Raw genomic sequence first — 21,957 nt, forward strand, 5'->3', positions numbered from 1 at the left:
ACCTGGCATCTCATCGAGGATCGAGTCCTCAGCCCTCGCGACGGAGGAAGTTTTCGCGTGGGAAACCCGATGTCTCCTGAAACCCGGCAGAGGTATCCGAACCTCGTTTTCGACCCCTGGGGAGTTTTGGCTATCCCGGCTCAACCACGTGAAGCTGATTCCGGTTAGCGGAAGGCCCCGCTTGTCTATGCCTTACGCCCCCTCATCGAACGCTCTTCGACTGTGTAGCCAGCTCACCGTCTCCATCAACACAGTTGCCGAAAGCCCAGGCCGTCGTCCCGACGCTCATCCAGCGACTCGATCCCGTGCGACCCGGACCCCGCACGTGGAGGGGCCCGCCTGAAGTTGTGGCCCGTTGCAATCTGGAGCAGCACATGTAGGTTGACAGAGCCTCGGCCTGAGCGTCCCCGGGGCCCGCTATCGGGAACAGATGTCAGGGGTCACGGAGCCAGTCCGTCGCCCGATCCCAATCCTTTTTGGTCAAGCCGACTGTTTTCTCGGGCGCGATGAGAAAGCCCGGCACACCCCTCTGTTGGAATTCGCGGGCGGCGTGTGTCGAGCGGGGTTCACCATCTTCCTCGGGGAGATCGAGGTGATCGTCGATCCAGATGAAACGACGGATTTGGGTGTGGGTGTCGAGGTAGTGGTGGATCGCGTCTAGTTTCCACCACCTGTTCTCGGCTTCCCACGGACGGGTGAGGTGAGGCAAGGCTTGTCCGAGATAGGGCGCGAACGCCATGTTGGCAATGTCTTGCCAGTCGGTGCACCACATGAGTTCCACTGGGGCGCCCATCAGGGCGGCGGCCATGTCCAAGGAGATGGCAAGCTCTCCGAAGCCAGGGTCGTCGATGACCGTCACGGGTCCCCAGCCCGGATCGGTCTCGAGGCTATGCACGGGGCACAAAACGCCATCGACGTCGAGAAACAGGGCCGTGTCCGTGGCTGGTTGAATCCGTCGAGGCGGCATCGGGGGTCTGGTGATTCTCATGCCTGACTCCTCTGGCCATAGACGTCCCGGGCCGCATTGAGGACGAGGTGGCAGTTGCCGTGCCGGAGAGCCTCGGCCCCTGTCACATCACCGAAGGTCGGGTCGGGGGTGTTCAGCCAGAGGGCGGATCCCCATGGGTCGATCCCCTCTGGATCGAGCAGGCGCAGGATCCAGCTCACGTGGGGAAGAACTCGTTTGTACGGGTCGAATTGGAACGCCGGGTAGCTCGGGCGACCGTCCCGATCGGGGACGGTGACCAAATCGCCGCGCGCGGTCAAATCCTGCACGTGCTCCCCGGATGAGTGCAACCATTCGGCGACACGGTCCGGCGTGAAGGAGGGGCCGAGTAGCGAGTCGAGATGTTCCCGCGCCGCATCGTGGCCCGCAGTCGTGTCTGATGAGGTCATTCGAGGAGCCAATCGAAGGTGAGCGTGTCGAGGTCGAGGATGCCGATGTTGCGGTCTTGCCGGTCCATCCCGAGGGACCACACTCCGCGCCCATCAGGCAGCGTCATCACGTCGGGGGTGTGCATGTGCCCGTGGAGCAACAAGCGCGGCTGGTGGTAGTCGAAAACCTGTGTGACTCGACGACGTGAAAGCGCAGAGCGTTCTTGGGCTTCCTCGGTGGCCCATGCCCTGTTCTTGGTCATCTCCTCGACCACCCGAGGACTGGGCGAAGTGATGGTCTCGTGGGTGAGAAGCACGTCCACTCTTGGGCCTGAGGCGGCCCGATTCGTTTCGTCCTGCGAAGCGAGCTCCTCGGGCCACCAGTCGACGCCGTGCGTGCGGTGTTCCGTGTCGTAGGAGGCGGCGCCGCCGAAGGACATAAACGCGCGTCCTCGAAGGGAGAACCGGTAACCGCGCGGCATGGCCCAAGCTCGTTCGGTGATCTGCACGATGTCGCCGGGTTGGTTCTCGAACGCCTTCATGAGAAGCGGCCACTGTTCGTGGTTTCCGGGGGTGACCAGGATCTTGTCAATGCCGGCCCTTTTTGCCCAGTAGTCGATAGCCCCGAGGTACCCTTTGCCGCGACGTTCGCCTGCGGTCCAGAAGCCGAAGTCTCCGAGGTGAAGGACGGTCCTCACGTCAGGGGCGAGACGTCCGATGCGCGGCAGGACAGTTTGGATCCATGCGATCTCCCCATGCCAGTCACCAGCGACGACGACCCGAGACTCGCTCGTCCCCGGCTGCATCTCCGTGGAGCCCGCCAAGGGGCTCGCATTGTGGTTCCAGCCGGTCAAAACGTACACGTCCAGTCGAGGGGGTTCGGTGCCGGGCCGTCCTCGATCGGGTACCGGTCGATCGCCCAGCGGACGTGTCGCTCGTGTCGCCCCAGCTCGTAGGACAGCGACGACAACGATCTCGGGCCGCCGGCGAGCTGGCTGTGGAGGTGGGCGATGTCGATGTCGTCGAGTTCGCGGGCCGTGAGGGGGCCACTCGTTGTGCGGGGCGGGGACCATGTCACGGGTTCGTGGATGCCGGAGTGTTCTAGGAACGCCTTGAGGTAGTCGTCCACTGCGGCGACGACGCGGGTCGTGAGGGTCATCATGAATACCGTGTATTCCGCGACCTCGCGCGGGTGACGGATTCTCAGCACGCCGGGCAAGTCTTTCAGCCCGGCACCGGTCAGTCGGGTGAACATGTACCGCCGGAAACGAAGACGTCGGGGGCGGGTTCCGACATTGAGATCGAGCTGTTCGGCGAGAAGACGCCATTGCTGTTGGGTGAGAAGGCGGGGCCATGTGAGGTGGCGTCGTCGGTCGTACCGGATCGGCCCAGGTTCTGCGTCGATGATGAGGGCCAGCTCGGTAAGACTGGACAGGATCGCGGTCGTTTCGGTTGGCGATCCCAGCATGGTTGGTCGGAAGACGTCTTGGATGCCAGCGATGCGCTTATCAGACATCGTTCGGGTGTTCGCGATCAGGACCGCCTGGGCGAATCCTCGTTGCAGCGCGGTCGCCGATGTCGGCGTGCCGACGTCGTTGGGTACCGTCCATTCGGGCCATAGCAGCGCTGGGATCGATTGGTCTCGGGGGCCGAACTGGCCGGGTGCCAGTTCGAAGGTGTACCCGGACAGTCGCTGTTGCTTCCGCCTTTGCATCCAAGACGAGTCTGTGGCGGCATCCGTCGTCGATCCCCAGGTGAGGCGTTGCAGAGTGGGAAGATCCGAGTCGAGAGCTCGAAGGATGCGTCCCTGCATCGGTGGTGCACTTTCCGGCCAGGATGAAAGGAGGAAGGCGGCGCTTCCGGGGCCGAATCCTCCGGATCGGGGGACGTGTCCGACGGGACGGTCGAAGGTCACCTGCCGGATGCTGCGGCGCACGCTCGGTTCGTTGTCGGTGAGCAGCCGCCAGCTCGCGGCCGTCAAGGCGGACATCGCGAAAGCGGATGCCGGCGCGGTCGTTCCGAGACGGTGTCCTGGTTCGAAGAGCCCGAGAAGGTCCGATCGTGGAGTCTGGGACAGTTCGCTGATGAGGTCGATGGCGTCCGCGCCGAGAAGGGCGATGGCGTTTGCGCGGAGATTGGTGAGCAACGGCAGGGCTTGCCCGGAAGCGATACGGGTGTTGATGTCCTGTTGAGCGGCAAGGATGGGTGAGTCCTGAGGTAGCGGGTCGTCGGTCCAGCTCTTGGACCATTCGGCGTTGCAGGGTGCACGGCGTTCTTCATCGACGGGGACGGGAGCGTGACACCGGGTGGGGTCGACCCGGCGCGGTGCCCCCATCCGCATTTCGGTCGTCGGCGTTTCGCAGAGGGTGCAGACGTCGTTGAGGATGATCCTGTGCCGTAGGCAGACGAATGTGAACGTCAGCTTCCACTCCTTCAAGAACATGCCGGGATGTTGCCTCAGACAAGCAGGGCAGTAGCGTGTTCCTGCGCCGCGGGTCCAGAGGTGGGTTTTGGCGATGTGTCCGTCGCTCGATAATCGGAGGGCGTTCTCGGAGTAGTCGGACATGGTCATGGCGTGGATGTCCTGGGGTTCCCAGTTCAAGGCGCCGGCGATCCGCTCCGCCGTGTGGTCTGACACGCGGGTTCCGGCGTACTGCAGATTCCGTCCAGCGGTGTCGACTCCGATGTTCTTACACAGGGCCAGCGGGGAAACGCCGCAGAAGTGAGCGATTCGGCCGATGAGGCTGGGGAGCCATTCGCCGGGGTGCCGGTCGACGCGGATGGAGGTGATAGCCATCGGTCAGCCCAGTCCACTTTCGTGCCAGTCGGCATCCCACGGGAACTTTCCTGCCCTCCAGACGGCGAGGCGATTCATCCGTGTCTCCTGGGCGCGGCTCTCAACGCTCAGGCGATCAAGGATGTTCTCCGTGAGGCGCTGATCTCGTGTAGACGCGGCCGCGTTCAGGCCCTTCGTCACCAGGGTTTTGAGGTGGTTCAGGTATCCGAGTGTCGACACCCAGAGGTACTCCGCGAAATGGGTGCTGAGCACTTGTTCGTCGGGGTCGTGGCCGGCGAGTCGGACGCGGGCGTCGAGGTGCTCGAGGAGGTCGAGCCACTCGTCTTGTTCGTCGGTTGTGCCGAATCCGAGTTTCGTGAATTCGATGGGGTCCCAGCGGGCGCTGGATTGGTCGGACGCCGCCATGCGCGCCTCCGTCTTCTGCCGGCGGAGAAGCCACTTGATGCTGTGGCCAGCCAAGAGCAGACGCACTCCAGAGTTGGTGATCCATTTGAGGGCGTCGTGCACGTACCGGCCGGTCTCGCCGTCGAAGTTCACGAACTGGATTTCGTCAATGATGACCAACTCTGTGCCGCACGCGGCCATGGCTTTGCCGAACGCGACCTGCGGATCGTCTCCGGCCGCCCACCCGATGGCATCACAGAGGGCGGTGAACAACTGTTTGGGGGTGCACCGGCGGTCCAGGGAGAGATAGATGACGGGACGGAAGGTGCCGTAGATGCCGTCAAAGCTGGGGAGATCTATCGCTTCGCCGCGGGCGGTACGGAGGACTCTGATGCGGCTGAGCTGACGCATCTGCGTGGCGGCAAGATCCTGGACGTACATGCTTTTGCCGGTGCCGGGTTTGCCGGTGATGACAGTGACGGTGCTGAGACCGGCGGCCGGTCCGGGACTGGAGGGGGTGGCGGCCGCAATTTGTAGGTCCGCGTCGCGGACGGATCGTGTCGCGACAAGGGGGAACGCGGCGTTCCAGAGCCCGAGGTCGTACTTGCGCATGAGTTTGTCGTCCGGGCTAAGTGCTTTTACCTGCTCGACGGTGAGGTATCCAGGGTCTTCGACACCGTCGTTGCGTGTGCGGGCGATGAACGCCCGGTCTTCATCCGTCAATGCGGCGAGGACATCGTCTGCGGTCAGGACGCTCATGCGAGGTCCTCGAAAACGTAGTCGAGGTCGTCGCTACGCTGGACCCGTTTCGGTCGACGGGTGCTGATGGCCGGGCGGGGGGCGGGTGGCGCCACAGTGAACACGACGGGTGCCGGCGCGGTGGCGGGGGGATCCTCGCTGATGACTCCGGTGTCGACCCGCCTGACGCGATCCAGGTTGAAATCGAGCATCTCCTCGTGGCGACTTCGGGCAACGCTTCTGAGCTGCTCGTTCTCCTCGTCGATCCGGTGGGCTTCGACGAGCCACTCGACAATGCGATCCTGGTACTGCTTCTTCGTGACGTGGAGATCGTCGAAACTATGCCTGACCATGTCGTTCATGTACTCGCCGAATTCGGGCGTCATGTCCGTCAGTCCGGCCCACGGGATCTTCTTCGCATGACCGTCGGGGTCGAAGCAGTAGATGTGGCGCAGGTCAGAGGGGTTGCGGTAGAACCGGTGCTTGCCCTTGATCGCAAGACCCGGGGTGGTCTTCATCCTTTTCAGCACCGGTGCGTTGTACATGAGGTCTTTGTAGGAGACTCCATCGGTGGAGATGGTGCCGGCCCAGCTGGGGAGGAACTTGATCCACTCGTTCTTCCACGGTTTCACCTCGGTGATGCCGTTTCTGTCGGCGAGGTGAACCCACATTTCGTAAGGGCTGACGTCTCGGTGGGGGTCGTCCTCGAGGGTGATTCCCTCATGGACTCGGAAGTTGTACAAGTCGACCCATCGGTCGAGGCGGCGCAGGTATTCCTGGTAGGTGACGACGGCGTCGGCTTCGGGACTCTCGCCTCGCTCGTCGACGGATCCTCCCGTGAAGCCGCGAATCAGAGCTTCGAATTTCCACTTCAGCGTCAGGAAGAACCGTTCGATCTCTGCCTTGTCGTCCGGTGACAAACGGCGCCCCGGTTCGAAGTCCATGGTGAGGCGTTCCAGCTGCGCCGTTTGGTAGAAGTTGGTGTAGTCCATCCCGTTGTCGCTTACGAGAGCCTCGGGGAAGATCGGGTGCGACACGAGGGCCCGGGGAAATTCGACGTAGGGCCGCGGAATGCGTTTCCCATAGATTTCGACATAGGTGTCCTGATCGACCATGGATGCGAAGGCGTGTGCTAGGGCCAGCCCGACCGCGAACTCGCCCGTCTTCTCAGTGAGGGAGTATCCGACGACCATTCGCGTGGCAAAGTCGATGATCATCGTCAGGACGGGCCGGAACGTGTCCTTCTTACCGCGCTGATGGGGGTCCCACAGTTCGACGTTCACGGTCGTCGTGTCGATCAACCAGACTTCGCCAGGCCGCGTGACCTTCCGCTTGTTGTAGGTCGCTTCGTTGCGGTTCTCAGCCGACCGTCTCGTCGCGGCCTTATTTTTGTAGTGCGGGTAGAGGGTGTAGATCTCCGAGCACCGGTTCCGGAACGTTTCCTGCCCGAACTTGTCGTGCGGGATGTCTGGGTGTGCGATCCGCAGGTGCCCGCGGAAGGCCTCGAAGAGGGTGCTTCCGGGCACAGTGCTTTTCGGGACCTGATCCTTCAGCCATTCGGTGAGGATGGGGACGATGCGTGGGTCGTGGTACGTGGTGTCGTTTATCCAGTAGCGACCGTGAACGAGAGCGCCCAAGCCTTTCTGGCGCAGGCGGAGACGACGAGTTATCTGTTTCCGGGCGCTGCCAACGTCGATGTTCCGCTGTGCTGCCTCCCGGAGGGCCAGTGTTCGGAGACGTTTGTTCAGCGGCACTGTCGCGGGGTCCAGCTCCGCATCCGGCCGGGTTCCTGGTGCAGCCCCCAGGGGCACGCCCGTGTCGACCAGCGCGAACAACATCCGATCGCGCGCCAAATGGCCTCCGCCGACACTGGTGAGTCGGCTCTCGAGCTCATGCAAACCGGGCTGGTCTTCCGGTGGGTTCTCCTCGCTGATGAGCGTTTGCGCGACCGTCTTGATGGACAGCGGCGGCAGCTCGTTCCCCTCCAGATCGATGAGGACGAGGTGGCCAGCAATGCGCTTAGAGACAGTGAGTCTTTGCCCCTCCCACACCAACTCCGTACCCACACCGAGGGCGATGGTCTCGCCAGTCACGGCAACCAAACCCTGGACATCGGGACGAACCGGACGGTCATGTCCGTGACCAGGCGTCGCTGCCACAGCAGCCGGCGAATCAACGTAAGCGCCAATAGGCGGGGGTAACCACGCCCGTCGAGACGGCGGGAGAGAACGTCAGCGGTGTCGCCCGGCTTCAACAGGTCGAGCACCACGGGACTCCAGGTCGCCATCGTCTCCTCCGGCACCCGGGCGCCACTGAAATTTGAGAGGTTCGTCACGGCTGCCTCCGGCATGCCAATCCACACCACATGAAACATTCCCGCCTCCGCGAGGACGTGCCGGACGACTTCGTGCCGGGCGACAGTATCGGGGTCCTGAGAGGCGTGAGGGGCTTTCACGTCGACGATCATCGGTGGCCGGCCAGGCGAGAGGAGAGCGAAGTCAGGCGTATGCGAGCCCAGCGGTCCTCCGTCTGGCCAGTCGATGCTGAAGGGCTGAGCCGCGATGTGCTGCACCTGCGGATGATGATCGGCGAGGAGGATGAACGCCCGCTCATGCCTGGACTCGGCCGGAACGAGGTGCCTCGTGGTATGAGTCCACTTCGACACCGGCTTGTTGCTCTGACCGAAACGCCTCGCAAACGTTCGCATCGGACGACAGTTGAGCAGATCCTCGACGGTGACCTGGGATGGATCTCGCTCATAGGTCGTCGCACCGTTGCGCGAAAAAATGAGCCGCGTCCCCGCGCTCAGTCCCCTGCGCTCGGGAAACGCAAGCCGCTTGGAGCTGCGAGGCCGGTTCCACGGCCGGGCCCTTCCGCCGTACTCCAATTCATGAGACGGGTACAGAGGGCGATCGACAACTGCCTGCAGTTGCAACCGTCCACCGGTCCACACCGTGTCCGCCCACGTCGCGACATCGGCAGGCACAAAGCCGTCCTGGGTGGACCACGACGGATTACTCCAGGACGCCGTCCGGCGAGACGTCCCCCCATCCACACTTGGGCTTCTCACGCCCGTTCCGAACTAGTCGACGAACGCAGCGACCTTCCAACCCACCCCAACGATCTCCAATCATCAAGGCATCCGTGAAGGCGCACCGACTCTAGATGGCTGGTGACTGCGCTGCTTTCCTGTCCCATAGAGGAACCCTAGGACAGCTCCCCCATTGTGTCCAGTTTTCCTATCGTTAATATCCATTCCGCTCGTGGACGCTGTCGCGAAGTTCGCGGGCGGTTCGAATCCAACTAGCGACCGTGGCTGCGCTTGCGCCTACCGCCTCGGCGATACGGCGCGTCGTAAGGCCTGCTTCATTGGCAGCAAGGGCCAACTCCACCCTCTCGACAGCGGTCGCACGAAGACGCTCGTCTGCGCGAAGGAGGTCAGACAGGATCAAATCCGCCTTGTCCTGATTCGGGACTACCTTCACCGGCCGGCCTACTGGCCGTTTCATGTGGGCTGTCATGCAGAAGATCCGTTCGTCGTCGAGGACGTCGGAGGGAACCTTGCTTGGAGCCCGGGCATGTGAAATAATCCGACGCAGGTTGCTCTGCTCGAATTTTTGTGCCCTGGAAAGCGGAATGTTTGTGCGACGGCGTCGGTCAATGGGGACCGCTGTTCGTCGTGCTGTCTTTCTAGCGTAACTGACAGATGTGAACGATTCCACCGGGACGAGCCAGGACTCTCCGCCTGGCACGTCGGTTCCTGGGCGAGCAGCTTTTCTTTCGTGCGGCATGGGACCGGGACGACGTGGACTCCACCTATTCCGAAGGTGAGTGACGCAGTCTTGTACGCAAACACTCGCCAAGCGCCTGCGGCAAGGGTGCCTTGTCCGCAGGCGGCCGCCCCAGTTGCGGTACGCCCTCCTGGCTGATTTCTACTCACCCGATAAGTGTGCCAAATTTGGCGCGTTTGTTGTCATTTTCGCCAGGTTTGGCGGGGCCCCTATCCGAAGTCGAATGTGGGGGATTGAAGCGTCCGTGAGGCGTTACAGTCGGCGCATGTGGTGCAGGAAACCCGCGATCGAATGGAGAGTTCGTGCGTGAACCGTCGGCCGCCGATCTCCACGCCGGGCGATGGAACCCGGAGGATTTGTCGGACTCGGCCTCCATCAACAAGCTGATTGCGGCGAGAGTGGAGGCTGCCCGAATTGACCAGGGCCTCAGCCGGGATGACGTCGCAGCAACTCTCGGTATTTCCGAACGCTCCTACATCCGGAACTTGAAGGGTGAGCGGCCGTTCAATGCCGTCCAACTCCTTCGCCTGAGCGAGCGTCTCAAGGTTTCCGTGCAGGCCCTGCTGGACCTCTCGCTCCCAACGATGTCGATTCGACAGCACCTAGCGAGTGTCTCGCGCGGACGCAAATACACGCAGCTGTCTCTGTCGATGAAACAGGCGAGCGCCTTCCTGGTGGAGTTCACCTCTGAGAGCGACACTGAAGGGTCCACCAGTCATCACGGAGAGGAAACAATCGCCGTCACGTCAGGGACGGCCCTCCTTTTCCTCGAAGGGCGAACAGTCGAGGTGGGGGAAGGGCACTCCATCCGCATTCCTCCGAATGTGCCTCATTCGATCAACCTGAAACCCGGATGCGAAACACTCGTAGTCCATTGGTATCTCGATGCTGCCGGCCAGCGGGAACATCTGCCTCGTGCAGAGGACGTCGCCCGACTCGATCGCGCCTTGAAGCGGTCTGTGCCGCGAAAGAACGCTTCACCGACCTAGTGGCCCCCGCCCGCAATAACTGACTTCAGGGAGTAGGGACCATCCCCAAGCCCTGCTCGATTCAAATGCCAATGAACTGCCTGCATCGCCGTTCGTGTCCTGATGGTCCCGGAACTGTCCTTCCCTTGCCGGCCCAGGCGCGCGAAGACACGATCGTCAGTCCCTGCCTGAAAAGCTGGCCCCGCGCACAGATGCATATTGGACGTCGCTTGGCTTTGTGCTGCTAAGACCTCCGGGTGGTTGCAGTCACGGCTCGATACCCGAACCCACCTGGTCAAGGCACACGGCGCGCAAACGAGGGGCGTGGCAGCCCGTTGGATACTTGAAGCGTCCTCGTGGTCCTCCTGAGATCCAGGCAGCGACAATGTGATGCCGGCGGCGGATAGCGCAATTTCCCCGAAGCGAATGGACAGAAGGTCCCGCACACCAAGGCCCGTCCCGCGGGCGAGGAGAATCAACGCTGAATACCCCACCGCGCTACGAGCGCCCCGGCCCCGCGTGTTAGCCATTCGCGAAAGAACGATCTGCAAATCGTGATCGCTGAAAACACGCTCACTCTCACCCGCGGTACGTCCCCGCTGTTCGTTTGTAACTAAACCCAACTCGTCAAGCAGCTGTGTGCGATCCACCCAGTGCCTTCGGCGCATCATCGACCCCTTCGAACGACTGTCAGCGAACACGAGATCGAGGAACGCATCCGCACTCGTCCTCGTCAACCGCCGACGACCCGCACCAGTCACACCCGTCGCCAGATAGGCAAGAAAGCCTGACACGTCGCGCGGGTCGAAGGGGAGCGCCCAAACAGCCTCTAAGTCCGACTCGCTGAGCTCATAGCTGTCGCGCATCCAATCGCGGAAGGCGACGAAGGACGAAACCGCCAGCCGCCCCTGAGTCAAGAAACACCCACCAAGCCCACGATCGGCTTGGACGATCGGCCGACTAAACATGACCAAGAGCAGAAGGCTGTCAAAAAATGATTCCGTCCGATTTGGCGGAATTCGGACTCAATCATTTGGAAAGGACAAGATCACTTACGGCCGACACACAACTACGACATCGAAGGCATATCCACGAACCGCGAGAACATGCCGTGGAAGGCGACGGTGATGGTGTCGGTGGGGCCGTTGCGGTGCTTGGCGACGATGAAGTCGGCCTCGCCCTGGCGCGGGTTGTCCTTCTCGTAGGCGGACTCGCGGTGCAGGAGGATGACCATGTCGGCATCCTGCTCGAGCGAGCCCGACTCGCGGAGGTCGCTGATCGCGGGCTTCTTGTCGGCGCGCTGCTCGGGGCCACGGTTGAGCTGCGAGAGGGCGATGACGGGCACCTGCAGCTCTTTGGCCATCAGCTTGAGGGCTCGCGAGAACTCGGACACCTCCTGCTGGCGGCTCTCGACCTTCTTGCCGGAGGTCATCAGCTGGAGGTAGTCGATGACGACGAGCTTGAGGCCGACCTGCTGCTTGAGGCGACGGCACTTCGCGCGGATCTCGACGAGCGTCATGTTGGGGGAGTCGTCGATGTAGAAGGGGGCGTCGTTGATCCTGCCCCGGGTCTGCGCGATGGTCGTCCAGTCGCGGGAGTCGACGGTGCCCTTGCGCATGTTCTGCAGGGGCACGCTCGACTCGGCGGAGAGGAGACGCATGGCGATCTCGCTGCGCCCCATCTCGAGTGAGAAGAAGACGGAGGGCTGGTTGTATTTGATGGACGCCGCACGGCACAGGTCGAGAGCGAGCGTCGACTTGCCGAGCGCGGGGCGCGCGGCGACGATGATCAGCTGGCCGGGGTGCAGGCCGTTCGTGAGGGCGTCGAGCTGGGCGAAGCCAGTCGGCACACCCGTCATCTGGCCGTCTCGGCCTTTGGCGGCCTCGATCTCGTCGATGGCGACGGTGACGGCGTCGGTGAGCGGAACGTAGTCTTCGGTCTGGACGCCGCCCGCGACGTTGTAGACCTCGGCCTGAGCGTTGTTGACGAGGTCGATGACCTCGCCCTCGCTGGCGTAGCCCATCTGCACGATGCGCGTGCCGGCCTCCACGAGGCGGCGCAGGACGGCCTTCTCGGCGACGATGGACGCGTAGTAGCCGGCGTTCGCCGCGGTCGGCACGAGGCCGGTGAGCGTGTGGAGGTATTCCGCCCCGCCGGCGCGGGTGAGTTCGCCCGCCTTGGTGAGCTCGTCGGTGACGGCGATGACGTCGGTGGGCTCGCCGTGCGAGTAGAGGCCCATGATCGCGTTGAAGATGACCTCGTGCTTGGGCAGGTAGAAGTCGGCCGCGCGAACCGTCTCGATCACGTCGGCCGTGGCGTCTTTCGAGAGCAGCATGCCACCGATGGCACTCTGCTCGGCGAGGAGGTCGTGCGGGGGAGTGCGGCGGTCGTAGCCCGACCCCGAGCCGCCGTCGTAGCCCGCCGACTCCGGCCGGCCCTCGCTGCTGTCGCTGGGGGCGAGTCCGAGATGGGCTATCGACACGGAGGCCTCCTGCGAGCGGTTGAGTGACTGGACGTGCTGAGAACGTTCTACCGCCACCCTCCGACACCCTCGTCGGCAGAACGATCGAACACGCCGACAGGGCAGACGAGAGCATCGCAGCGAAGCACCCTGAACAGGCCTCGGACGACGGTTTCGCAGCCTCCCTAGTAGGCGCTGTCACACACTAGGGACTTGACCCCCACCGGGACAAACTGCCCTGTGGATAACGATGTGGACAATATGGGAGAAACGCCGGGAAAGTCTGGGGACAACTGTGGACAAACCTGTGGAGGAGAAAGTATTTCGGGGCTTTAATCACCGCTTGACCTGGGATTTCCCGTTCCACACCCCATGTGTGCAAAGTAGTGTAAATCGAGGGTTGAAGGTTGCGCCTCAGGGGGTCGCCTGTGCACAAATAACTTGACACGGTGACCCCTGCGGCGCTAGCGGACGACACGGATCGACCGACGTGCGGCCGGTTTTCCTCCCCCACAAGCCGGAGGGTTTTCCTCCCCCACAAGCCGGAGGGGCTGTCGGCCGTGGAAGGCCGGGAGGAGATCCGGGCCAGCCATCCTCCCGAAGGGCCGTGAAACGGGGCCACATCCTCCCCGGAGGCCGCTGAGGGGGCAGAAGTCCTCCCCGAGGACCCTCGCATCCTCCCGAACCCCCCATCCTCCCGAAACCCCGACGCCGCCGACTCCGTTAAACGCCGATAGCGGCACATGCCGAGGCACGTGCCGCTATCGATCCCCGCCGAACGCGAACGAACAGCGAAGGGGGTGAAGCTACTTCTTGGAGACCACGTTCAGGGCGATGGTCGCGACGACGTCTTCGCGCAGACGGATGGTGGCTTCGTGCTCACCGGTCAGCTTGATGGCGGTCGGGATCTCGACCTTGCGCTTGTCGATCGTGCCGACACCCTGCGCCGACACGGCCTCGGCAACGTCGGCCGGCTTGACGGAGCCGAAGAGGCGCCCGCCCTGACCGGTCTTGACGGGCAGCGTGATCGTGACGGCCTCGAGGCGGGCCTTCATGTCTTTCGCCTCTTCGATGGTCTTGAGCTCGCGGCTGGTGCGAGCCGAGCGGATCTGCTCGACCTGCTTCTCGCCACCGCGGGTCCACGGCACACCGAAGCCCTGAGGCACCAGGTAGTTGCGCGCATAGCCGTTCTTGACGTCGACGACATCACCGGCCGAGCCGAGGCCGGAGACCTCGTGGATCAGGATTACTTTGCTCATGAGAAAGTCCCTTCCGATCAGCGGCCGGAGCCGGCGTAGGGGAGGAGCGCCATCTCACGGGCGTTCTTCACGGCACGAGCGATGAGACGCTGCTCCTGGACGGAGACACCGGTGATGCGGCGGGCGCGGATCTTTCCACGCTCGGAGATGAACTTGCGGAGGGTCGCGACGTCTTTGTAGTCGATGACGCCGACGCGGATCGCCTTCGCAGGGGCGGCGTTCTTGCCACCCTTTCCGCGGAGGGGCTTGCGGCGGTCGCCGCTGCTCTTTCCAGCCATTGTTTTCTGCTTTCAGTAAAAGAAGTTGTGTGGTGAGACCGTTTAGAAGGGGGTCTCGTCGTTGTAGGTGCCGCCGCCCGGAGTGTTCCAGACGTCGCCCGAGGAGGCCGAACCGGATGAACCCTGTCCACCCTGCGGAGCGGCCGCAGGCTGACCCCACGGCTCCTCCTGCTGGCCGCCGCCGTTACCGCCGCCGACAGGCTGACGCGCGGGCGCGCCACCGCCGCCGCCGAACGACCCGCCGCCGTCGCGAGACGACGAGGCACGGGTCACCTGAGCGGTGGCGTAGCGGAGCGAGGGGCCGATCTCGTCGATCTCGAGCTCCATCGAGGTGCGCTTCTCGCCCTCTTTGGTCTCGTACGAGCGCTGCTTCAGGCGACCCTGCGCCATGACGCGAGAGCCCTTCGTCAGCGAGGCGGCGACGTGCTCGGCGAACTCGCGCCACACACTGGCACGCAGGAAGAGCGCCTCGCCGTCCTTCCATTCGTTCGACGCGCGGTCGAACGTGCGGGGGGTCGACGCGATCGTGAAGTTCGCGACTGCGAGCCCGTTCTGCGTGTAACGCAGCTCGGGGTCGCTGGTCAGGTTGCCCACGACGGTGATGACGGTTTCGCCGGCCACGAGCTACTCGGCGCTCTGCGTTGCCGACGAACGCTGAGAAGCGGCGGGAGCTGCAGGCGCATCAGCGGCGGCGGGTCCAGGCGCAGCCGGTGCGGCAGGCGCAGCGGCAGCGGCGGGCGCTGCAGCAGGAGCCGACGCGACAGCAGCGGCCGGAGCAGCAGCGGCCGAGGCGGCAGGAGCCTTCGCCGGGGCGGCAGCCTTGCGGGCGGCCTTCTCGTCGGCGAGCTTCTTGGCCTTGGCGACCATCTCGATGCCCTCTTCGGCGCGGAGCACCTTGGTGCGGAGGACGGCCTCGGAGAGACCCAGCTGACGGTCGAGCTCGACGGTCGCGTCGGGGTTCGCGGTCAGGTTCACGACGGCGTAGATGCCCTCGCTCTTCTTGGCGATCTCGTAGGCGAGGCGGCGACGGCCCCAGATGTCGACGTTGTCGACCGTGCCGCCGTCGTTGCGGATGACGTTGAGGAACTTGTCCAAGCTCGGAGCGACAGTGCGCTCGTCGATCTCGGGGTCAAGGATCACCATCAATTCGTACTGATGCATGTCTAACCCACCTCCTTCGGACTTAACGGCCACAGTATTTCTGTGGCAGGAGGGTAGTTGCATAGCTGCCGGAACCCCGAACGGGTGCTCAAGCAACCTTACAAGCGTACGCGATCAGCTCTCCGACCGCCAGCCCGGCTACGAACGCTCTGCCCACCAGCCCAGGAGGCGACGGGTCGCCTCCTCTTCGCCGAGCGGGCCCTCTTCCGTCCGCAGTTCGAGCAAGAAGCGGTAGGCCTCACCGACCTCGCGGGACGGCTTGATACCGAGGATCGCCTGGATCTGCACACCGTCCAGGTCGGGGCGCAGACTGTCGATCTCTTCTCTCTCGCGCAGCTCGGCGATCCTGTGCTCGAGGTCGTCGTAGGCGAAGCCGAGCCGGTCGGCCTTCCGCCGGTTGCGAGTGGTGACGTCGGCCCGGGTGAGCATGTGCAGCCGCTCGAGCTGGTCGCCGGCGTCGCGCACGTAGCGCCGCACGGCCGAGTCGGTCCACGCGCCCTCGGTGTAGCCGAAGAAGCGCAGGTGCAACTCGATCAGCTGGTAGACCGCGGCGATCGTGTCGTTGTCGAAGCGCAGCTCTTTCAGGCGCTTCTTCGCGAGCTTCGCGCCCACGAGGTCGTGGTGGTGGAAGGTAACCACACCACCCGGTTCCAGCCGCCGCGTGGCGGGCTTTCCGATGTCATGCAGAAGGGAGGCGAGGCGCAGCGTGAGGTCGGGCGGGCTGCCCGGGTGACGCGAGGCCTCGTATCCGATCGCCTGGGTCAGCACGGTGAGGCTGTGCTCGTAGACGTCTTTGTGGTGGTGGTGCTCGTCGCGCTCCAGGATCATCGCCGGCAGCTCGGGCAGGACGAGCGCGGCGATGCCCGTCTCGACGAGCAGCCGGATGCCCGGCACGGGGTCGTCGGTCTTGAGCAACTTCGACAGTTCGTCGTTGACACGCTCGATCGAGACGATGGACAGCGTCGACGCCCGCGACGCCATCGCCTCGCGCACCTCGTCGGAGACGGTGAAGCCGAGTTGCGCCGTGAAGCGAGCGGCGCGCATCATGCGCAGCGGGTCGTCGCGGAACGAGTCGACCGCGGCCCCCGGGGTCGAGAGGCGACCGGCCAGCAGATCTTCGACGCCGCCCGACGGGTCGACGAGCACGCGAGACGGCAGCCGCAGCGCCATGGCGTTCACTGTGAAATCGCGGCGGACAAGATCACCCTCGAGCGTGTCGCCGAACTCGACCTCGGGCTTACGCGTCTCGCCGTCGTAGACGTCGCTGCGGTAGGTGGTGATCTCGACGGTCTCGCCGTCGACCCGCGCCGCGATCGTGCCGAAGGCCCGACCGACGTCCCAGTGCGCCGAGGCGAGCGGGACGACGATCGCGAGGATCTCGTCGGGGCTGGCCGACGTGGTGAAGTCGAAGTCGTTCACGGGCCGGCCGATGAAGGCGTCACGCACCGGGCCTCCGACGAGGGCGAGCTCGTGGCCCGCCTTCTCGAAGGCACGGGCCAAGAGGTCGACACGAGGGGTGGCCGCCAGGTGATCGAGCCGTTCGACGGCCGAGGCGACGGTATCCATGACGCATCAGCATGCCACAGGCACAGCATCCAGGTTCCTGGCACGTCATTCCCTAGACTCGCTATGCCTCATGAGATCTCTGTCCGCGTTCGCCGTCGCCTCCCTGGCCGCCCTCGCTCTTGCCGTCGGCCTGCCGGGCACTGAGGCGACCGCGGCGACGACCCCGGTCGCGAGCAGCGTGAACGCGACGCCCGCGTCGACGGCGACAGCGCCCGGCACCACGGCTTCCGGCACGCCGGCGACGCCGGTCTCCACCTCCACTTCCTCTTCCGCGGTCACGATGTCGCTCGCCCCGGGCGACAACGGGATCGTCAAGTCGAACGGCGCCCTCACGGCGACGATCACCGTGCACAACGGCACCTCGCAGGCACTCGAGGCGGGCGTCGCGACCGTCTATCTCGACAAGGCGACCTTCTCGAGCCGCTCGCAGATCGAATCCTGGTTCGCCCGCCCTGCCAACGACACGACGGACGCCCTCGGCTCGTACCTGACGAGCGTCGAGGTGCCCGCGATCCCGGCCGGCACCACCGCGAGCCCGATCTCGATCACGCTGCCACCCGACACCCTCGGGCTGACCGGAAGCGACTGGGGGGCGAAGGCCTTCGGCGCCCGCTACGCCGTGAACGACACGCCCCTCACCGAGCAGCACTCGAGCGTCGTCTACTTCCCGGGCGTCAGCTTCGCGCCGACGAAACTCGCCGTCGCCGTGCCGATCACCGTGCCGGCGTCGACGACGGGGTTGATCTCGAGCGAGGCCCTCGCGAACTACACGTCGACGGACGGCGTCTTGACCCAAGAACTCGACGCGGTGCGAGGCCGCGAAGTCGCGCTCGGCATCGATCCGATGATCCTGGCGTCGATCCGCATCCTCGGCAACGACGCCCCGCCCTCGGCCATCGTCTGGCTGCAGAGGCTCGAGTCGGCACCCAATGAGACCTTCGCCCTCGCGTATGCCGACGCCGACATCTCGGCCCTGCGACAGGCCGGCGAGGTCACCCTGCCGGGCCCGATCGACTTCGCGGCCCAGATCGCGGCGCAGCAGGCTCGCGACCCGCAGGTCTACGAGTCGAACCTGGCCCCCGCGACCCCGGGGCAGACGGCGGCACCGACCAAGACGGCGACGAAGCCGACGGCGCCCGCCACCAAGACCGCCACACCCGCACCGACTGCGACCACGATCCCTCCGACCTCGTCGGTGCCGACCACGCAGTCGCTGCTCGCATTCGACTACACACTGAAGGGCGTGGCCTGGCCGCTCGACAACACGGTCGGGTCGGACGACCTCGCGGCCTTCGCCAAGAGCGGCGACACGACGACGATCCTCTCGAGCGCCAACGTCAAGGTGTCGGGCGGCGACGGGGCGAACGCCGCGACGACGATCGGGTCGACGAAGGCGATCGTCTCCGACGCCGACCTGTCGGGCCTGCTGCGCGACTCGGCCTCGGCGAACACCGAGGAGGAGTTCTCAGCCGACATGGCCGAGCTCTCGGCCGAGCTCGCCACTCTCGCGCACGAGCGCCCGAGCAATGCCGTCACCCTCTTCGCCACGCTCGATCGCAACTGGGCGACGACCGAGCCGCGGCTCACCGAGGCGCTCACCGCCCTGTCGAAGCTGACTTGGTCGAAGAGCATCCACCTCACCGACGCAGCCGCCGCCAGCCCGGCGCCGGGCAGCCTCGTGTCGCGCACCGCGGCCGACAGCCGCGTCGACGCGTTGATGCCGCTCGTCAAATCCGACATGGCCCTCGACCAGTTCGCGACCGCCCTGGCCACGCCGACGCTCGTGACGGCGAAGTTCCGGCTGCAGACACTGGCGCTCTCCTCGACCGCCTGGGCGGGCAACCCCTCGGGGCTCGCGACCGAGATCGGCAAGGCAGGATCAGCAGTCGCCACGACCACGACGCAGGTCTCGGTCGTGCAGGGCAGCACCATCAACATCCTCGGCGACCGATCGTCGCTGCCGCTCTACGTGCAGAACGACACCGCGTCGGCCGCGACCGTCTATCTGCGCGTCGTTCCGTCCAATTACTCGCTCACCGTCGAGAAGAACAACCTGCCGGTGACGATCCAGCCGAAGTCGCAGCAGCGCATCACGGTGCCGGTGCAGTCGGTCGCCAACGGCAAGGTCACACTGACGCTCAGCCTGTCGAGCCGGCAGGGCATCGCGATCTCGACGCCGTCGCAGGTGATGATCAACGTGCAGGCCGGTTGGGAGACCGTCATCACCCTCGTCTTCGGCATCGCCGTGGTCCTGCTCTTCGGCGGCGGCATCTACCGCAGTGTGCGGCGCCGGCGTGGCAAGACAGGCGGCGGCGACGGCGACGGCGAGCCGACCTCCGTCGAGGCCGACGCGTGACCGACGCAGCCGGGTATGCGGGGGCCGAGGAGCCGGATCCTGCCCTCGAGCGGGCGCCTGTCCGCACCCGCAGCCTGGGCCGGGCCAGTGCCCTCCTCGCCAGCGGCACGCTCGTCTCTCGCGTGCTCGGTTTCGCGAAGACGGCCGTGCTCGCCTACGCGATCGGTCAGACCTATTCGGGCGTCGCCGACGCGTTCGCCCTCTCGAACCAGCTGCCCAACACGATCTACGCGCTGGTCGCCGGCGGTCTGCTCAGCGCCGTGCTGGTGCCGCAGATCGTGCGGGCCAGCCGCGGCCCCGACGGCGGCCAGCGCTACATCAACAAGATCGTCACCCTGGGGCTCGTCGCCTTCACGATCATCACCCTGATCGCCACGATCGCCGCACCCATCCTCGTCAATGTCTACGCCCAGCAGGCAGGATCGGGCGGAGACGGGTTCTCCCCTCGTGCCATCGCGCTGGCCACGGCCTTCGCCTACTGGTGCCTGCCGCAGATCTTCTTCTACGCGGTCTATTCGCTGCTCAGCGAGATCCTCAACGCGAGGCAGATCTTCGGGCCCTTCACCTGGGCCCCGGTGCTCAACAACGTCGTGTCGATCCTCGGCCTCGTCGTGTTCGTCGTGGCGTTCGGGTCGCGCAACACGCTGGTCGACGACTGGACGACCGGCAAGACCGTCATCCTGGCCGGCACTGCCACGCTCGGAGTGGCAGCCCAGGCGGGCTTCCTCCTCGTCTTCTGGCGGCGCGCGGGGCTCTCGTTCAAGCCCGACTTCCGCTGGCGCGGCGTAGGCCTCCGCGACACCGGCCGGGCGGCGGGCTGGATGTTCGCGCTGATCCTGGTGACCCAGCTCGCCGGTATCGTCCAGAGCCGCGTGGCCACCCTCGGCAGCGATCAGGGCGCCTCCAACGCCACGCTCGCAGCGGCGTGGCTGATCTTCTTCCTGCCGCACGGAATCGTGACGGTGTCGATTGCGACGGCTTACTTCACAAGCATGACGGCGCACGCGGATCGCGGAGACCTCCGTGCCGTCCGCAACAACCTCTCGGAGTCGATGCGATCGATCGGCATGTTCCTGGTCTTCTCGACCATCGCCCTCGCGGTGGTGGCCTTCCCGTTCGCCCGCTTCTACGAGGTGAAGTTCGGCGACGTGACGGCGATGGCCGCGGTGATCCTGGCGTATCTGCCGGGCCTCGTCTTCTTCAGCATGCTGTTCCTCCTGCAGCGGGTGTTCTTCGCCTTCCACGAGCAGCGCACGGTCTTCTTCCTGCAGCTCGTCCAGTCGGTCATCTTCGTGATCGCGGCGGGCATCTGCGCGGCCGCCGTCTCACCGCACCACATCGCGGTCGCCATCGCGATCTCGACCTCGATCGCCGGCATCGCGCAGACCATCGTGGCGCTGCGGATGGTCACGAGGCGCCTGGGCGGCATGGACGGCCGGTGGATCGTGCGGCGGCACGTCCAATACCTGGTGTTCTCGGTCGTCGCCGGACTGGTGGGTCTGGCTGTCGTATCCGGTATGGGTGGTTACAACCCCCACGGATTCGGGCAAGACAGTGCTTTCCGGGCTCTCGTGACGATCATCGTCGGGGGCGCCGTCATGGCGGTGGTGTACTTCGTGCTGCTCACGGCGGCCCGGATCCCCGAGCTGTCGGCGATCACGCGACCCGTCCTCCGCCGCCTTCGACGTCGCTGATCCTGACGCCTTTAGGGCCCACTCGCCCTGCGTCGCCGTCGCGACCGGGAGCACCCATGAAGCGCGGAATAAGCGGTCGGTAGAATGCGTTTCACGACTCAGGTGCGCGGATACTCCGGGCATCGCACTCACGAAAGGTGCCAGATGCGCCAGGTCATCATCATCGGTTCCGGCCCCGCCGGTTACACCGCTGCGATCTACGCGGGCCGCGCCGGTCTCAACCCCCTCGTCGTCGCCTCGTCCGTCGAAGCGGGCGGTGAGCTCATGAAGACCACCGAGATCGAGAACTTCCCCGGCTTCCCCGAGGGCCTCCAAGGCCCCGACCTGATGTTCAAGATGCAGGAGCAGGCCGAGCGCTTCGGCGCCGAGGTCCTGCTCGACGACGTCACCTCGGTCGATCTCACCGGCACGGTCAAGAAGGTCACCCTCGGCTCGGGCACCGTCGAAGAAGCACTCACTGTGATCTTCGCAACGGGCTCCGCCTACCGCAAGCTCGGCATCGAGGGCGAAGAGCGCCTCTCCGGCCGCGGCGTCTCGTGGTGCGCCACGTGCGACGGCTTCTTCTTCAAGCAGAAGGAGATCGCAGTCGTCGGGGGCGGCGACTCCGCGATGGAGGAGGCCACCTTCCTCACCCGCTTCGCGACCAAGGTCTACGTCATCCACCGCGGCGACAGCCTTCGCGCCTCGAAGATCATGCAAGATCGTGCCTACGCGAACGACAAGATCGAGTTCGTCTGGAACAAGAAGGTCACCGAGATCACCGGCGACGAGAAGGCCGGCGGCGTCGTCCTCACCGACACCGTCGACGGCTCGACCTCGACGCTCGACCTCGAGGGCCTGTTCATCGCGATCGGCAACGACCCGCGCGTCCACCTCGTCCACGGCCAGCTCGACCTCACGACCGACGGCACCGTGGCGGTCGAGGGTCGCTCCTCCAAGACGAACCTCCCCGGTGTGTTCGCCGCCGGCGACGTCATCGATGTGACCTACCGACAGGCCATCACGGCTGCCGGCTCCGGCACCGTCGCCGCCCTCGACGCCGAGCACTACCTGGCCGGCCTCCCAAAAGACCTGCTTGACCAGGCCGTCGGGGCCGACCCGGTCGAGCCCGTCACCGTCAGCGCCTAGCG

16 protein-coding genes and 1 pseudogene are annotated in these 21,957 nt (G+C 65.0%); 4 read left to right on the plus strand and 13 right to left on the minus strand.

The features are described from left to right. Positions 1–433: 433 nt before the first annotated feature. From AX769_RS04040 to AX769_RS04070, 7 genes are read right to left on the minus strand one after another with little or no spacing between them, the layout of a single operon-like run. The gene (locus AX769_RS04040) at positions 434–988 is read right to left on the minus strand and encodes an HAD domain-containing protein (RefSeq protein ID WP_157887441.1); all 555 of its coding nucleotides are present in this window, start codon (positions 986–988) and stop codon (positions 434–436) included. Further along, the gene (locus tag AX769_RS04045) at positions 985–1,395 is read right to left on the minus strand and encodes a hypothetical protein (RefSeq protein ID WP_066276245.1); all 411 of its coding nucleotides are present in this window, start codon (positions 1,393–1,395) and stop codon (positions 985–987) included. The genes AX769_RS04040 and AX769_RS04045 overlap by 4 nt, the downstream gene beginning before the upstream one ends. Further along, the gene (locus AX769_RS23655; RefSeq protein WP_066276247.1) at positions 1,392–2,237 is read right to left on the minus strand and encodes a metallophosphoesterase; all 846 of its coding nucleotides are present in this window, start codon (positions 2,235–2,237) and stop codon (positions 1,392–1,394) included. Before AX769_RS23655 ends, AX769_RS04045 begins: the two co-directional genes overlap by 4 nt. Then, the gene (locus AX769_RS04055) at positions 2,225–4,171 is read right to left on the minus strand and encodes a TniQ family protein (protein WP_066276252.1); all 1,947 of its coding nucleotides are present in this window, start codon (positions 4,169–4,171) and stop codon (positions 2,225–2,227) included. Before AX769_RS04055 ends, AX769_RS23655 begins: the two co-directional genes overlap by 13 nt. Positions 4,172–4,174: 3 nt before the next feature. Beyond that, on the minus strand, positions 4,175–5,314 hold the full coding sequence (locus AX769_RS04060; protein ID WP_066276254.1) for an AAA family ATPase: 1,140 nt from the start codon (positions 5,312–5,314) through the stop codon (positions 4,175–4,177). Then, the gene (locus AX769_RS04065) at positions 5,311–7,386 is read right to left on the minus strand and encodes a DDE-type integrase/transposase/recombinase (protein WP_066276257.1); all 2,076 of its coding nucleotides are present in this window, start codon (positions 7,384–7,386) and stop codon (positions 5,311–5,313) included. The genes AX769_RS04060 and AX769_RS04065 overlap by 4 nt, the downstream gene beginning before the upstream one ends. Beyond that, entirely contained in the window at positions 7,383–8,279 is an 897-nt protein-coding gene (locus AX769_RS04070; RefSeq protein ID WP_157887442.1) for a hypothetical protein, read from the minus strand. Before AX769_RS04070 ends, AX769_RS04065 begins: the two co-directional genes overlap by 4 nt. 1,107 nt (positions 8,280–9,386) lie before the next feature. Here AX769_RS04070 and AX769_RS04080 point away from each other — a divergent pair. Next, complete coding sequence (locus AX769_RS04080) at positions 9,387–10,073, plus strand: helix-turn-helix domain-containing protein (protein ID WP_066276262.1); 687 nt, start codon at positions 9,387–9,389, stop codon at positions 10,071–10,073. Positions 10,074–11,121: 1,048 nt separating this feature from the next. On the opposite strand, the gene dnaB is transcribed toward AX769_RS04080, so the two are convergent. From dnaB to AX769_RS04115, 6 genes and pseudogenes are all read right to left on the minus strand, one after another. Next, entirely contained in the window at positions 11,122–12,387 is a 1,266-nt protein-coding gene (dnaB, locus tag AX769_RS04090) for a replicative DNA helicase (protein WP_239452081.1), read from the minus strand. A 932-nt stretch (positions 12,388–13,319) separates the two neighbouring features. Then, positions 13,320–13,772, minus strand: coding sequence for a 50S ribosomal protein L9 (gene rplI / locus AX769_RS04095; protein WP_066276267.1), 453 nt, complete (start codon positions 13,770–13,772; stop codon positions 13,320–13,322). A gap of 17 nt (positions 13,773–13,789) precedes the next feature. Next, a complete protein-coding gene (rpsR, locus tag AX769_RS04100) occupies positions 13,790–14,050 on the minus strand; it encodes a 30S ribosomal protein S18 (RefSeq protein ID WP_055964231.1) in 261 nt (86 codons plus the stop codon). Positions 14,051–14,092: 42 nt separating this feature from the next. Further along, positions 14,093–14,671, minus strand: a complete 579-nt coding sequence (locus AX769_RS04105; protein ID WP_066276270.1) for a single-stranded DNA-binding protein — start codon at positions 14,669–14,671, stop codon at positions 14,093–14,095. Positions 14,672–14,848: 177 nt separating this feature from the next. After that, positions 14,849–15,211 (minus strand): annotated as a pseudogene (gene rpsF / locus AX769_RS04110) (30S ribosomal protein S6); the annotation flags it as partial. A 138-nt stretch (positions 15,212–15,349) separates the two neighbouring features. Next, a complete protein-coding gene (locus AX769_RS04115; protein WP_066276278.1) occupies positions 15,350–16,777 on the minus strand; it encodes a CCA tRNA nucleotidyltransferase in 1,428 nt (475 codons plus the stop codon). A 70-nt stretch (positions 16,778–16,847) separates the two neighbouring features. Between AX769_RS04115 and AX769_RS04120 the strand changes: the two genes are divergently transcribed. The 3 genes from AX769_RS04120 (at position 16,848) to trxB (ending at position 21,955) form a co-directional block, all read left to right on the plus strand. Further along, a complete protein-coding gene (locus AX769_RS04120) occupies positions 16,848–19,133 on the plus strand; it encodes a DUF6049 family protein (RefSeq protein WP_066276281.1) in 2,286 nt (761 codons plus the stop codon). Further along, positions 19,130–20,827, plus strand: coding sequence for a murein biosynthesis integral membrane protein MurJ (gene murJ, locus AX769_RS04125; protein WP_239451936.1), 1,698 nt, complete (start codon positions 19,130–19,132; stop codon positions 20,825–20,827). Before AX769_RS04120 ends, murJ begins: the two co-directional genes overlap by 4 nt. 144 nt (positions 20,828–20,971) lie before the next feature. After that, on the plus strand, positions 20,972–21,955 hold the full coding sequence (gene trxB, locus AX769_RS04130) for a thioredoxin-disulfide reductase (protein WP_066276282.1): 984 nt from the start codon (positions 20,972–20,974) through the stop codon (positions 21,953–21,955). Positions 21,956–21,957 lie beyond the last annotated feature (2 nt).

Source organism: Frondihabitans sp. PAMC 28766, from assembly GCF_001577365.1.
Taxonomy (GTDB): domain Bacteria; phylum Actinomycetota; class Actinomycetes; order Actinomycetales; family Microbacteriaceae; genus Frondihabitans.